15 protein-coding genes are annotated in these 13890 nt (G+C 28.9%); all 15 read left to right on the forward strand.

The features are described from left to right. Position 1: 1 nt before the first annotated feature. Genes LRB30_RS02290 through flgB form a run of 15 tightly spaced genes read left to right on the forward strand, consistent with a single transcriptional unit; the run spans position 2 to position 13885 of the window. On the forward strand, positions 2 to 1078 hold the full coding sequence (locus LRB30_RS02290) for a hypothetical protein (RefSeq protein WP_231018809.1): 1077 nt from the start codon (positions 2 to 4) through the stop codon (positions 1076 to 1078). Next, entirely contained in the window at positions 1075 to 1911 is an 837-nt protein-coding gene (locus tag LRB30_RS02295; protein WP_231018810.1) for a hypothetical protein, read from the forward strand. Before LRB30_RS02290 ends, LRB30_RS02295 begins: the two co-directional genes overlap by 4 nt. Next, entirely contained in the window at positions 1904 to 2794 is an 891-nt protein-coding gene (rsmH, locus tag LRB30_RS02300) for a 16S rRNA (cytosine(1402)-N(4))-methyltransferase RsmH (RefSeq protein WP_231014116.1), read from the forward strand. The genes LRB30_RS02295 and rsmH overlap by 8 nt, the downstream gene beginning before the upstream one ends. Continuing rightward, complete coding sequence (locus tag LRB30_RS02305; protein WP_231014117.1) at positions 2791 to 3072, forward strand: hypothetical protein; 282 nt, start codon at positions 2791 to 2793, stop codon at positions 3070 to 3072. The genes rsmH and LRB30_RS02305 overlap by 4 nt, the downstream gene beginning before the upstream one ends. 22 nt (positions 3073 to 3094) lie before the next feature. Beyond that, positions 3095 to 4486: a UDP-N-acetylmuramoyl-tripeptide--D-alanyl-D-alanine ligase gene (locus tag LRB30_RS02310; protein WP_231018814.1), complete on the forward strand. Its 1392-nt coding sequence runs from the start codon at positions 3095 to 3097 to the stop codon at positions 4484 to 4486. 17 nt (positions 4487 to 4503) lie between these two features. After that, positions 4504 to 5559: a phospho-N-acetylmuramoyl-pentapeptide-transferase gene (gene mraY, locus LRB30_RS02315; RefSeq protein WP_231014119.1), complete on the forward strand. Its 1056-nt coding sequence runs from the start codon at positions 4504 to 4506 to the stop codon at positions 5557 to 5559. A gap of 42 nt (positions 5560 to 5601) precedes the next feature. Next, positions 5602 to 6660, forward strand: coding sequence for a putative lipid II flippase FtsW (gene ftsW, locus LRB30_RS02320; protein WP_231014136.1), 1059 nt, complete (start codon positions 5602 to 5604; stop codon positions 6658 to 6660). A gap of 34 nt (positions 6661 to 6694) precedes the next feature. Further along, a complete protein-coding gene (locus LRB30_RS02325; protein ID WP_231014120.1) occupies positions 6695 to 7438 on the forward strand; it encodes a cell division protein FtsQ/DivIB in 744 nt (247 codons plus the stop codon). Then, positions 7438 to 8679 (forward strand): cell division protein FtsA, encoded by a 1242-nt coding sequence (gene ftsA / locus LRB30_RS02330; RefSeq protein ID WP_231014121.1) that lies wholly within the window; start codon positions 7438 to 7440, stop codon positions 8677 to 8679. The genes LRB30_RS02325 and ftsA overlap by 1 nt, the downstream gene beginning before the upstream one ends. A gap of 21 nt (positions 8680 to 8700) precedes the next feature. Then, on the forward strand, positions 8701 to 9900 hold the full coding sequence (gene ftsZ, locus LRB30_RS02335) for a cell division protein FtsZ (protein ID WP_231014123.1): 1200 nt from the start codon (positions 8701 to 8703) through the stop codon (positions 9898 to 9900). Beyond that, on the forward strand, positions 9901 to 10593 hold the full coding sequence (locus LRB30_RS02340) for a tetratricopeptide repeat protein (RefSeq protein WP_231014124.1): 693 nt from the start codon (positions 9901 to 9903) through the stop codon (positions 10591 to 10593). A gap of 9 nt (positions 10594 to 10602) precedes the next feature. Next, entirely contained in the window at positions 10603 to 11547 is a 945-nt protein-coding gene (dprA, locus tag LRB30_RS02345) for a DNA-processing protein DprA (RefSeq protein WP_231018846.1), read from the forward strand. 8 nt (positions 11548 to 11555) lie between these two features. Next, the gene (gene hslV, locus LRB30_RS02350; RefSeq protein ID WP_231014126.1) at positions 11556 to 12104 is read left to right on the forward strand and encodes an ATP-dependent protease subunit HslV; all 549 of its coding nucleotides are present in this window, start codon (positions 11556 to 11558) and stop codon (positions 12102 to 12104) included. After that, positions 12097 to 13443, forward strand: a complete 1347-nt coding sequence (gene hslU, locus LRB30_RS02355; RefSeq protein WP_231014127.1) for an HslU--HslV peptidase ATPase subunit — start codon at positions 12097 to 12099, stop codon at positions 13441 to 13443. Before hslV ends, hslU begins: the two co-directional genes overlap by 8 nt. A 34-nt stretch (positions 13444 to 13477) precedes the next feature. After that, positions 13478 to 13885 carry a flagellar basal body rod protein FlgB gene (gene flgB / locus LRB30_RS02360; protein ID WP_231014128.1) on the forward strand — a complete coding sequence of 136 codons (408 nt, stop codon included), beginning with the start codon at positions 13478 to 13480 and terminating at the stop codon, positions 13883 to 13885. The last annotated feature ends 5 nt before the right edge of the window (positions 13886 to 13890 follow it).

Consider the following 13890-nt stretch of genomic DNA (forward strand, 5'->3'; position numbering starts at 1 on the left):
ATTGAGTTTTAATGTAGAAGAGGGCACTATTAAATTCAAAAAATTAAAATTTTTTTTGATTTTAAGTTTATTTTTATTATTTATAATTTTGATTGATTTTTTTGTAAGATCTACTATGAACGTATCTAATTTTTATGATTTTAAGAATTTTGAGAATAAATCTGATTGTAAAAATATAAATTTAAGCAAGAATGCTTTTATATCAAATAAGGTTTTAAGTATTAATTTCGAAGAATCTTGTTATTCTCTTTTAAGTGACAACTTAATAAGTTATTCAGATTATTATTATGTGCTTTTAAATTCCAGTGAGAATTATTCTGTTTTTTCTGTTAAAAACAATAAATTTTTATTTACACTTAAGCTAAAGGATTTTGTTTTTGCAATAAACAATTTAATTTTTACTTTAAACAATTTATATAAAACTTTAGAAGTTTATGATTCTGGCGGAAATAATATACTAATGCTTAATTTTTTGTCTTCAATTTTAAGTTTAGACTACAACAATGAAGTTTTGGCCTTGGGGCTTTCTAATGGTGAGATTTATGTATATAAACAGGGTAAGATAATTTATATGGAAAATTTTTTAGAGAGAAAATTTTTAACATGTTTTGTTAAATTAAGTTCTGATAATAAATATTTGGTGTCACTAAAAGGCAATTCTGAGTATTTTTTAGAAATAATTGATTTAGAGAATAATTATAAAAAAATTTTAGAATTAAACAATTTAACTATTAATAGTTTTGAGACTTTTATAAAAATAGATGATTATCATAATTTGTTTATTGAAGGAAAAAATTCACTTGTGGTTATAAATATTAAAAGTGGTAGAATATTTAAAGTTGAAAATAAAAATTCTATTTTAAGCGCGTCATATGATTATTTCCAAAATATTTATAGAGTATATTTTTATTCTAAGAGTGAAAAAATCATTAATGTAAAAACTTATTCTACAAACTCTTTTAAATTATTTGATAATATTTTTATTAAAGACGAAATAAGCTCTTTTGTTGAATTTGAAAAGGGACTTTTATATTTTAATAGTAATAATGATTTAAAATACTTGGGATTGGCTCAGTGATTTTAATTGTTTTGATATTTTTCTTAAATATTTTGGATTTATATCCATTTTTGGAATTTAAAAATGATGAAAAGTTTGCTTTAGTTAAAGATTTTGGTGTATTGGATAATAATAAATTGAATATTGGAGTAAGGTTAAGGCCCTTGAAAAATACCGTATCTGTTTTTTCCAGTAATTATAAAATTTTATATTCAAAAAATAGTTTAAATAGGGATGGTAGTATTTTAATCATTTTTGATAATGATCTAAATTTAAATTTAGAGGTTTTTGGGAAGTTTTTTTATAAGCTTGGAAAGATTTTTTTAAAAGATGAAAATAGTATTATTGATTTAGTAGTTAATGATCCTAGTGCTAAAAAGATTATAAATCCTTTGTTTGTCATCAAAAATAGGAACAATTTAGTTGCTGAGACGGTTTATACATTGGGCAGGGTTTTTTTAAAAGGAAAGGGTGATGATGAAAGATTAGAATTGTCAAAAAACACGAATTTAAATGTCGATTCTGGTCAATACAGTCTTTTGTTATATTTTTATACTCAAAAAGTAGAATCTTTTGAAAATTCTCTTAAAGGAATTTATTATTTTGAAGCTATTTTGAATAATAAAAGCATTCTTCGTTCAGATTTTCAAAATATTTTTTTGATTAATAATACACACACTTTAGCTCAAGAGAAAAATTATGGATTAGATATTTTGAATATAAAAAAAGATGTAGGATGTCTTAAGATAAATGATCTTAATTTTGTTAAGGGCAAGAATGAACTTAAAATAAAGTATGGCGATGTTTATGGAAATGAAAAAAAAATAATTTATAGGTTTAAATTAAATGAATAATAGCGCTTTTCATTTTCCGGTACTTCTTGATGAAATTTGTAAGCTTATAGAAGATTTGCCCGTAAAAAGTGATTCAATATACATTGATTCTACTCTTGGAGAAGGTGTTCATGCAAAAGCGATTCTTGAGAAATATGATTTTTTAAGTTTGGTTGGAATTGAAAGAGATCCTCAAATTTTAGAAAGAGCAAAGCAGTTTCTTCTCATTTTTGAAGAGAGAATCACATATTTTAATGATTGGTTTGATAATTTTTTCGTCAATTATCCTTTAAATGTCAAAGCCAATTTTATTTTAGTTGATCTTGGTATTTCTATGTTTCATTACAAGGGCAGCAAAAAAGGATTTTCTTTTCTTGAAGATGAACCTTTAGATATGAGACTTTGTTCTTCTTCTTGTAAAATTAGTGCGGCTGAGATTGTAAACACTTTTAGTAAATATGACCTTGAAGCTTTAATTTATAATTTAAGCAATGAACATTATTCTAGAAGAATCTCTAAAGCCATTGTAGAATATAGAAAAATTAAAAAAATACAAACCACAAAAGAGTTACAGTCCATAATAAGCAAAGTTTATCCTTTTTCAAAAGTTAAAATAAATCCAGCTACAAAAACTTTTCAAGCATTAAGAATTTATGTAAATGATGAGCTTACTAGGCTTAAAAGGAGCTTGCCCTTTTGGGTAGAAAATTTATCCAAAGATGGAATTTTAGCTATTATTACGTTTCATTCAATAGAGGATCGTATTGTAAAGGATTTTTTAAAAAGCTTGAGTAGTGATTTGTATGCTAGGATCTCAAAAAAGCCTATTTTACCAAATTTTGACGAAATTAAAAAAAACAAACCTTCAAGGAGTGCAAAACTTAGAGTTGTAAAAAAATTATGAATAACATAAGTAAGATTGAATTTAAAGTTTATTGTATTTTAATTTTGATACTAACAGTTATATTGTGTTTTAATATTTACCTAAATTTCAGATATGTTGTAAAGCTTAGGGAATTTAATTATTTAGACAATGAACAGGAAAATATTATTGATGATAATTTAAGATTGCTGACGGTAATATATGAACTTGAAAATATTGATAGAATAGAGAGTTTTTGTTTTGGAGAATTAAATTTGGAAAAAAAAGCCAATCAAGATATAAATATTTTCGTTGATTAAAAGATTTTAGAATGAGGTTTTAGTGCGTATAAAGATTAAGGATATTTTAATCTCTTCTAAAGATGTAAAATTTGTAGGGAATATAAAAAATATTGAAAGAGCAGTATCTTTTTATTCGTTAGATAGTCGCGAAATAAAGGATGATAATATTAATGGTAGTCTTTATTTTGCATATAAGGGAAATAAAGTAGATGGATTTTCTTTTGTTAAGTATTTAATTGATTTGGGTGTTAAATGTTTTGTATGCTCAAGAGATCATGAATCTGAGTGTATTAAATATTTAAATGATAATGAAGGGCTAGTTTTTTTGCTTACAAGCAATGTAATAAAACTTCTTCAAACTTTAGCAGCGTGTTTAATTGAAAAAACAAGCTTTAAAAAAATTGCTATTACAGGTAGCAATGGTAAGACTACAACCAAAGAGATGCTTTATAGTATACTTTCAAAGAAATATAAAACTTACAAAACTTGGGGTAATTTAAATTCTGACATTGGGCTTCCTCTTAGTATTTTAAGGGTAGAGGGCAATGAAGAGTATGCTGTTTTTGAAGTTGGAGTTAGTTATGTTGGAGAAATGGATCTTTTATCTCAAATTTTAAAACCAGAGATTGTTATTATTACGAATATAAGCTATGCACATATGCAAGCTTTTAAGGAGCTACAAGCTATTGCTTTTGAAAAGAGCAAAATAATTGGCAAAAACATTGAAATCTTTGTTTCAAATGAAATGAACGATTATTGTGTTTATCTTGAAAAAAGAGCAAAAATCGCAAATCCAAATGTTAAAATCGTTTATTTTGATTTTGAAAATCTTAGTATTAAATCATTTTCTTTTTTGGAAGGGAAATTTTCTTTTGATTTTATTTACAAAGGGTTTGAATACTCTATTTTATTGCTGGGTCGACATAACATTTTTAATGCAATAGGGTGTATTAATTTGGCCTTATTTTTAGGAATGAGAGAAAAAGAGATAAGAGAAGGCCTTATTGAAACTGCTTTTCAAAAGGGTAGGGCAGAAATTTTAACAAAAAATGGATATTTAATTTTAAATGATTCTTATAATGGCAATATGGGTTCTTTTATGGCCTTAAAAAATATGATTTTAGATCTTGATATCCAAAACAAAAAATTTATAGTTCTTGGGTCTTTTAAAGAGCTTGGAGAATTTTCATACAAAACTCACAAAGATTTAATTCAAGAAGCTGTTTCAATGAATTTTGATAAAATTTTTCTAATTGGCGAAGAATTTTTAGATGTTAGGGATTCTGAGAATTTAGTTAAAAAGTATTTATATTACTTTAGCGAGTTTGATAAATTTATTGATTTTTTTTTAAAAAGCTTGGAGCCTTCAGTTTTTATTGTCATTAAAGGCTCAAGGTTTAACAGGCTTGAGAGAATTTTAAATTATATTTAGATGATAATGAGGTTTTTATGTTTTACCTTTTAGGTTTGCGTTTACTCAAATACATTACCTTTAGAATGGCTTATGCTACAATTTTTGCATTTTTGCTTTCTTTGATTATGGGCCCTTATATTATTTTAAGGCTAAAAAAATTAAGAGCCGATCAGATTTTAAGAGAAGATGGTCCTAAAAGACATTTGAGCGAAAAAGCAGGAATTCCTACCATGGGAGGCATTCTTATTTTTTTTTGTGTTTTTATCTCTTTAGTATTTTGGAGCAACATTTTAAATGTTTATTTTTTGATCATGGTTTTTGTTATGTTTGGATTTGCTTTTTTGGGCTTTATAGATGATTTTTTGAAAATTAAAAAGAAAACCTCAGATGGACTTAAAGCTCGATTTAAGATTTATGGACAAGTAATATTTTCTTTTTTTTCTGTTGGTATTTTATATTATTTTGGTAGTAAGCATGTTAGTATAATATATTTTCCCTTTATTAAATCTTTTCAAATAGATTTGGGGTTATTTTACATTCCTTTTGGCATGTTTATTTTAATTTCTGCTTCTAATTCTTTTAATTTGACAGATGGGCTTGATGGACTTGCAATTGGATTGAGCATAGTTATAACAGGGGCTTTAATAATAATTGCTTATCTTACAAGCAGGGCTGATTTTGCAGCTTATTTGCATATTCCAAATATTAAAGGTTCTGAAGAGCTTGTAATATTTCTTGGGGCTTTGCTTGGGGGTAGTTTTGGATTTTTATGGTTTAATGCCTATCCTGCAAAAATTATGATGGGAGATACGGGCAGTCTGGCTTTGGGAGCCATTCTTGGAATGGCATCTTTGATTTTAAAAAGCGAAATACTTTTTTCTATTCTTGCAGGTGTTTTTATTATTGAAACTATGTCTGTAATTATTCAAGTTTTGGTTTACAAAAAGACCAAAAAAAGAGTATTTAAAATGGCACCACTTCACCATCATTTTGAAGAACTTGGGTGGTCTGAAATGCAAGTCGTTATTAGATTTTGGATAATAGGGTTAATATTTGCTATAATTGCTTTAAGCACGATAAAAATCAGATAATTTATTATGGTTATAGAGATAAATTCACTTAGGACATGTTATTTGCTTGTTTTGCTGCTATTGGTAGCCTATGGCCTTGTAGTTTTTTATACTTCTTCCTTTTTCTTAAGCTTAGAATTGACAGGTAATCCAAATTTTTTGTTTTTCACAAGACTTAATTATCTTTTTTTAAGTTTTATAGTTTTTCTTGTTTTTGAGAGAATTTCTTTAAATTTTTTAAAAAAATCAATATTTCCTGTATTGATTATAACTCTTTTTTTAATTATGGCAACTTTTTTATCTCCAAGTATTTCTGGAGCAAAGAGATGGATATTCTTTCGGGGTGTTAGTATTCAACCTTCTGAGATTTTTAAAATATCTTTTACTATTTATCTTTCAGCTTATTTGAGCAAGTTTGACCCAAGAAAAAACAATAGTATTTCATACTGGGTAAAGCCAATGTTGATTTTTTCAATTTTTTGGGTGTTAATAATTTTGCAAAACGATTACTCAACAGCTATTTATTTTGCTATTCTTTTTTTTATTGTTTTGTTTGTTTCTAATATGGCATTTAGCTATGTTTTTGCTATTGTGATTACTTTTTTGCCAGTTTCTGCTATATTCTTGATGCTTGAGCCTTATAGAGTTTCTAGAATTTTTGCCTTTCTCAATCCTTACGACGATCCTTCTGGTAAAGGTTACCAGATAATAGCATCTCTTAATGCTTTAAAAAGTGGAGGAATTTTAGGTAAAGGACTGGGAATGGGAGAGGTAAAGCTTGGAAAACTACCAGAGGCTAATTCAGATTTTATTTTTTCAGTTCTTGGAGAAGAATTGGGATTTTTAGGTATTTTGTTTGCCATAAGTTTGTTTTTTTTGTTTTTTTACTTTGGTTATTTTATAGCTATTAATTCTAATAGTAGGTTTAAATTTTTTATTGCATTTATTTCAAGTCTTGCAATTTTTCTTCAAAGTATAATGAACATTTTAATTGCAATTGGTCTTTTGCCTCCCACAGGGATAAATTTACCGTTTTTTTCATCTGGGGGATCTTCTATTATTGTTACCATGGCACTGTCTGGCCTTATTTCAAATGTTTCAAAAAATTTAAGTAATAATTGATGAATTTTTTTAGTAGTGTAAATTGAATTAGGTTATGATTTTTGAGAGAAAATTTTTAATTAAGTATATATATTTCTTGACGTCTTTAATTTTTTTTGAAATAATGGTTATTATTTTTGCATCTCCTTGTTTTTTGATTAGGTATATTAGTATCAATAATGATATTTCTCTTTCTAAAGAGGATATAATCAAGATTTCAGGAATCAAGCCCAATACATATTATCATAATGCTGATGTTAGAATATATGAGGAGAATCTTAAAAAAGATTTAAGGGTGAAGAGTGTTAAAGTTAATCTTAAGTTTCCTAATAAAATTAATATTAAAATAGAGAAAAGAATACCCATTGCTGTTGCTTTAGAAAACGTAAATGGTAATATTACTTATTATTGTATTGCATCAGATGGTGTAATTTTGGAAAAAAGTAAACATTTAATTTATGATTTACCTATAATTAGCGGATTAGTTTTAAATGACAATAATGTAGGAGATTTTCTAGAGGATAGAATGCTTAATATTGTAAGAGGCCTTGATTATCTTAAAATAAATCAAAAATATTTGTATAATTTAGTATCAGAGGTCAATTTTTTAAAATTGAATTTTTATGATTATAATGTAATTTTGTATATTAAAAGTATTTATAATAAAATATTGATAACAGTTGATATGAATTTAATGGATGTGATGCATAAAGTGTTTCTTGCAGTTAATTTACTTAAAGGAAAACCCAGCGTTATAGATTTAAGAAGTGGTGATATCATTTTATTAGGAGAAAGTTAGTGTCTAGGAATTTGATAGTAGGTTTAGATGTTGGAACTTCGAAAATTTGTACTGTTGTTGCCGAGGTAAATTTAAATGATCAATTAGAAATAGTTGGAATAGGCACTAGTATATCAAGAGGAGTTAGGAAGGGAGTTTTAATAAACATTGAGGCGGCTCTTGATTCAATATCTAATTCTATTGAGGCTGCAGAGCTCATCTCAGGATGTGATATTACATCGCTTTCAGTTTCTATGTCTGGAAGTAGTGTTGAGGGGACTAATTCGCGAGGTGTTGTTGCAATAAATTCAAGAACAAGAGAAATTAACGAAGAAGATGTTGAAAGGGTAATAGAAGCAGCAAAGGCAATTGTTATTCCAATGGATAGAGAAATTCTTCATGTTATTCCTCAAGAATTTATTGTAGATGGAATACCCCATATAAAAAATCCAATAGACATGATGGGTATTCGTCTTGAAGGAGAGGTTCATATTATTACAGGATCTAGTTCTTCTAGTCAGAATTTAGTCAGATGCGTAAATAGAGCTGGCTTTGCTGTTGATGAGGTTGTTCTTGGGAGTCTAGCTTCATCTTATGCAACTCTTTCTAAAGAAGAGCGTGAGATGGGGGTTTTGTTTATTGATATGGGCAAAGGGACAACAGATATTATTCTTTATATTGATGGTTCTCCTTATTATACAGGTGTAATTCCTATTGGTGTTAATAGAGTGACTCTTGATATTGCGCAAGTTTGGAAGGTTCCTGAGGATGTTGCTGAAAATATTAAAATAACAGCGGGCATTGCTCATCCGTCTATTCTTGAGAGTCAAATGGAAACCGTAATTATTCCAAATCTTGGAACTCGACCTCCTCAAGAGAAAAGTAGAAAAGAGTTGTCTGTAATAATTAATTCAAGACTGAGAGAAATTTTTGAAATGATGAGAGTGGAAATACTTAAGCGCGGACTTTATAATAAAATTAATGGCGGGATAGTTTTAACAGGTGGAGGAGCTTTATTCCCAGGTATTTCTAATTTAATAGAAGAAGTATTTAATTATCCTGCAAGAATAGGTTTGCCAATGAGTATTAATGGAATTGGAGAAGAGCATATAGATCCCAAGTTTTCTTCAGCTCTTGGTCTTGTTCTTTATAAGCATGAGCAGCAAAAATTCAATAAATTAAAGAAGGTAAGCAGTAAAGTTAAAAGAAAAAATAAAATATCTTCAAAGTTGAAAGGTTGGTTTTTGAAAGAATGGTTTTGACCAATCATGGAGGAAGCGTTAATGAAAGATTATAATATGATTGATAGCCATACAAGAAGATTTGATTCTACTACAAATCCTACAATTCTTAAGGTGATTGGTGCAGGCGGAGGAGGTAGTAATGCTGTTAATCGTATGATTGAATATGGAGTAAGAGATGTTGAATTTATTGTGGCCAATACTGATCTTCAGGCTCTTCAAACTTCTATTGCTCCTATAAAAATTGCCCTTGGAGCAAAAGTTACAGCAGGTCTTGGTGCTGGGGGAAAGCCTGAGATTGGACAAGCCGCAGCAGAGGAAGACATAGATGTTATACGAAACCATCTTTCTGGTGCCGATATGGTTTTTATTACTGCTGGCATGGGAGGTGGAACAGGAACCGGAGCAGCTCCAGTTATTGCGCAAGTTGCAAAAGAGCTTGGTATTTTAACAGTTGGAGTTGTAACAAAGCCTTTTAAGTTTGAAGGTCCTAAGAAGTTGAGGCTTGCCGAGCAAGGAATAAATAACTTAAGAAAGTCTGTAGATACATTGATTATTATTCCAAATCAAAAGCTTTTAACTGTTGTTGACAAAAGGACTACCATTAAAGATGCTTTTAAGCGCGCAGATGATGTTCTTAGAATGGGTGTTCAAGGAATTGCAGGGCTTATTATTGAGCACGGAGAGGTTAATATTGATTTTGCTGATGTTAAAAGCATTATGCAAGGTCAAGGTGATGCTTTAATGGGAATAGGATATGGTAAGGGCGAAAATAGAGCTGTTGATGCTGCAACTTCTGCTATTAGTAATCCACTACTTGAGGAAGTTCGTATTGAGGGGTCTAAGGGGCTTCTTGTTAATGTTACTGGTGGAGATGATTTTTCATTGCTTGAACTTGAAGAGATTATGGGGATAATCACAGTTAGTGTTGATGATGAGGCTACTGTAATATATGGTCATGCTATTAATTCAAATCTTGAAGATGAGATTTACGTTACAGTTGTTGCTACGGGTTTTGCATCTAAAAAGCAAAAAGAAATGCCTAGTGCACCAGAAAATAATACTTTAAGTTCTAAAGAGTTTGATACCTTAATGTCAGGCAATCAAAATGTTTCTTCTGGATCTTATGAGCAACAAGATTCTTCTTTTGCGGCAAAGACAAAAAATGTTAATTATTTTGATGATGATATTGATGTTCCAACATTTCTTAGAAATTTAAACAAAAAGAGTAGCGATGATTAGATGAAAATTTTGCCGTTAATAATTCTTTTTAATTTATTTTTATCTTGTGGTAGTGAATCTAAAGAGAAGTCAAATCTTGGACTTAGATTAAGAGAATTGGAAATTGCGGGTGGTGGATCTGAATCTAAGATTGAGGTTTATAAAGAATTTATTGAAAAAGAAGATAAAAATATTTTAAAGATAGTTAATTCTATTGATAAAAAATCTAGATTTTTTAATTTGATTGGTCTTGAATTTTTTAAGCTTGGTCAGTACGGACCTGCTATTGAATATTTTGCTAAAAATTTAGAAATCAATCCCGATAATTATTTATCTCATTTTTATATAGGTGTTGCTTCTTATAATTTAGCTAAAAATTTAAGAGTAAAAGATGAAGTTGAAAAATACATAATTCTTGCTGAAAATTCTTTTTTAAAATCACTTTCAATTAGAGATGATTTTAAAGATTCTCTTTTTGCCATTTCTAATATGTATGTATATGATCTTGACAAACAACTTGAAGCTAAAAATTATTTAAATAAACTTGATGATATGGGTGAGGACTATTTTGAGTTTTTAATGTTAAGAGGTGCAAATTATTATTCGCTAGGTGATCTTGGTAATGCTATATTGTTTTATGATAAAGCCAGTAAAAAGGCTTCAACTGAAGAGCAAAAAGAGGGTGTTTCTAGGATCATGAGTAATTTGAAGTAATTATTTATGATGAAATTGCTTTATATTGATAATTTAAAATTTTTAAAAGGTAAAGAAAAATTAAAACTTTTTAATAATTTTGATTTTAATGATGTTATTAAATTGACTCAGAAGGACATTGAGTCTTATCTTCTAAAGTCATTTAGGAGATTGTTTAGATTGCCCGATCTAAAATTAGTAGAATTGCAAGAAAAAGTTATTCAAAGGACAAAGGCCAAAGTTGCTATTCTAGGATCTAAGTTTTATCCCAATAAGCTTAAAAGAATTTATGACCCTCCTTTTGCTATTTACTACAAAGGCAATTTGCCAGATTGTTCTTCATTGTCCTGGGCTGTTGTTGGTTCTAGAAAAATTAGCAAGACTCTTGCTGAGAGGACAAGAGAATTTTCTTCACATCTTGCGAAAAATGATGTAGAGATTGTTTCTGGATTTGCAATTGGAGCAGATATTGAAGCTCATATAGCAGCAATAAATGAGAATAAGAGAACATTTGCTGTTATTCCAACAGATATTGATAATATTTATCCTAAGCAAAATAGAAAATATGTTTTCAAGCTTTTAGAACAAGGTGGAGGAATAATTACCGAGACTTTGCCATTTGATAAAATTCAAAATTATTTTTTTGCTAAAAGAAATAGATTGATTTCAGGTCTTTCAGATGCTATTTTTATAACTTATGCGCCTTTGAAATCAGGAGCTTTAATTACAGCTGAACTTGGTCTTGACTTAGGACTTGATGTTTATGTTTATGATTTAGATTTTTGTGGCGATGGTGCTGTAAAATTGCATGATTTTGGTGCTCAAGAGATAAAAACCGTTAAGGATCTTTATGCTTTATTAAATATTAAATATGTAGATTCCAATAATATTGAAGATGATTCTAAAGAGTGTTGTGATTGCAAAAATGTATCTGATGTTCTTATTGGAGAACTTTTAAAAGAAGTATATAAATAGGGGGTAATATGGGTTTTAAAGGAACCACAGTTATTGCAATAAAAAAAAATGGTAAGACTGTGGTGGCAGCAGATGGACAAGTAACTTTTGGACATACTGTTTTAAAGAGTAATGCTATTAAAATACGAAAATTGCTTAATGGGAAAATTTTGGCAGGATTTGCAGGTTCAACATCTGATGCAATTACTCTTTTTGAAAAATTTGAAGAAAAAATCAAAGCAAAAGGTGATGGCTTGATTGACATTAAAAGGGCGGCTGTTGACCTTGCAAAAGATTGGCGTTCTGACAAAATACTTCATAAGCTTGAGGCTATGATGCTTGTTGCTGATTCTAACAATATTCTTTTGATTTCTGGTACTGGTGATGTTGTTGAGCCTGAAGAGGATGTTATTTCAATTGGCAGTGGTGGCAATTATGCATATTCAGCAGCTCTTGCTTATATGGAGAACAAAAAATTAAGTGCTTTTGAAGTTGCACTTAGATCTTTAAAAATAGCAGCAAGAGTGTGTATATATACTAATTCTAACATTGTGCTTGAGGAGATTAAAAATGAATAAATTAGAAGAGCACTATATAGTTCCCAAAGATGTAGTTGCAGAACTTGATAAATATATAATAGGTCAAGACGAAGCTAAAAAATTAGTATCAATTGCTCTTGTTAATAGATATATAAGATCTAGGCTCCCAAAAGAAATAAAAGATGAAGTAATGCCCAAAAACATTATTATGATTGGGTCAACTGGTATTGGGAAGACCGAGATTGCAAGAAGACTTTCTAAATTAATTAAAGCTCCTTTTATTAAAGTTGAAGCTACAAAATATACTGAGGTTGGTTATGTTGGTCGTGATGTTGAATCTATGGTTAGAGATTTAATGGGCATTGCAGTTAATATGGTAAAAGAAGAGATGTACAGCACCGTAAGAGATGATGCTTTAGTAAGAACAGAGGAGAGAATAGTTGGTAGTCTTTTTAAAGGATCTGGTAATTCTGAGAATATGGATCCAAATGAAATAAAGGCAGAAGAAAAGGTAAAAGATAAACTTAGGAAAAAGCTTAGAGCAGGTGAGCTTGACGATACTACTATTGAAATACAAATTTCTAGTAAAATGCCATTTTCTACAATAGAAATATTTACGGGCGGCAATTTTGAAGAGATTGATATGGGAATTGGCGGGTTGCTGGGCAATATATTTGATAGAAAAAAGAAAAGAGAATTGAAGATTAAAAAGGCAAAGGAAATAATATTAGCAGAAGAGCTTGAAAAATTGGTCGATCACGAAAACATTTCAGATATTGCAAAATCTAAAGTTGAAAATATGGGAATTATTTTTATTGATGAGATCGATAAAATAGCTGCTAAGAATAGGAGCGGCAATGATGTGTCTAGAGAAGGAGTTCAAAGAGATATTTTACCAATTATTGAAGGCTCTAAGGTTAATACGAAATATGGAATAGTCGATACTTCTCATATTTTATTTATTGCAGCAGGAGCATTTAATTTGGCCAAACCTTCTGATTTAATACCAGAGCTTCAAGGAAGATTTCCTATTAAAGTTGAACTTAAAAGTCTAAGCATAGACGATTTGAAAAAAATTTTAAAACAAACAAAAAATTCTTTAATAAAACAATATGTTGCGATGTTTAAGGTTTATAATTTAGATTTAAAGTTTAGCGAAGAGGCCATAGATAGAATTGCAGAGCTTACTTTTAATATGAATCTTGAGAGTGAAAATCTTGGTGCCAGAAGGCTTCATGGTGTTATGGAAAGAGTGCTTGCAGATCTTTTTTTTGAAGTGCCTGGTAGTAAGTTGAAAAAATTTGAAATAAACTTGGACTATGTTAATAAAAAAATACAAATTAGCGAACAAAAAGATTTAAATTATTATATAATTTAGTTAAAAGCAATTTTAAACAGAGGGGGGTTTCAATTTGAATGATTTTGAAAGATCTGTAGATTTTTCACATAGATATTTAGATGTTCTAAGCTTAAGACAAAGTGTTATTTCTGATAATATAGCGAATGTAGATACTCCAAATTTCAAAAGAAGTAAAATTTCTTTTGAGTCAGAGCTTGAAAAAGCTTTTTTAAATAAAGATAAAAATGATCTAAACTTAATTAAGTCTAGTGATAAGCACTTGTCTGGGTTTAAAAATCTAAATTATTCAGATATCAAGCCTCACAGAGTTCTTGATCATTTTTCAACTATGAATAATAATGGCAATAATGTTGATATTGATTCTGAGGTTAAGGCGCTTGTACAAAACCAAATGATGTATCATCTTATGACTAATGTTCAGGCGCATTATTTTAAAAGTATAAATATTGTATTAAAATAAATTAA

It is taken from the genome of Borreliella americana, assembly GCF_021043605.1.
Classification (GTDB): domain Bacteria; phylum Spirochaetota; class Spirochaetia; order Borreliales; family Borreliaceae; genus Borreliella; species Borreliella americana.

Coding starts and splice junctions, on each gene's coding strand:
- rsmH (WP_231014116.1), top strand. CDS start 1,904: ATGAATAATAGCGCTTTTCATTTTCCGGTACTTCTTGATGAAATTTGT.
- LRB30_RS02305 (WP_231014117.1), top strand. CDS start 2,791: ATGAATAACATAAGTAAGATTGAATTTAAAGTTTATTGTATTTTAATT.
- mraY (WP_231014119.1), top strand. CDS start 4,504: ATGTTTTACCTTTTAGGTTTGCGTTTACTCAAATACATTACCTTTAGA.
- LRB30_RS02325 (WP_231014120.1), top strand. CDS start 6,695: ATGATTTTTGAGAGAAAATTTTTAATTAAGTATATATATTTCTTGACG.
- ftsZ (WP_231014123.1), top strand. CDS start 8,701: ATGAAAGATTATAATATGATTGATAGCCATACAAGAAGATTTGATTCT.
- LRB30_RS02340 (WP_231014124.1), top strand. CDS start 9,901: ATGAAAATTTTGCCGTTAATAATTCTTTTTAATTTATTTTTATCTTGT.
- dprA (WP_231018846.1), top strand. CDS start 10,603: ATGAAATTGCTTTATATTGATAATTTAAAATTTTTAAAAGGTAAAGAA.
- hslV (WP_231014126.1), top strand. CDS start 11,556: ATGGGTTTTAAAGGAACCACAGTTATTGCAATAAAAAAAAATGGTAAG.
- hslU (WP_231014127.1), top strand. CDS start 12,097: ATGAATAAATTAGAAGAGCACTATATAGTTCCCAAAGATGTAGTTGCA.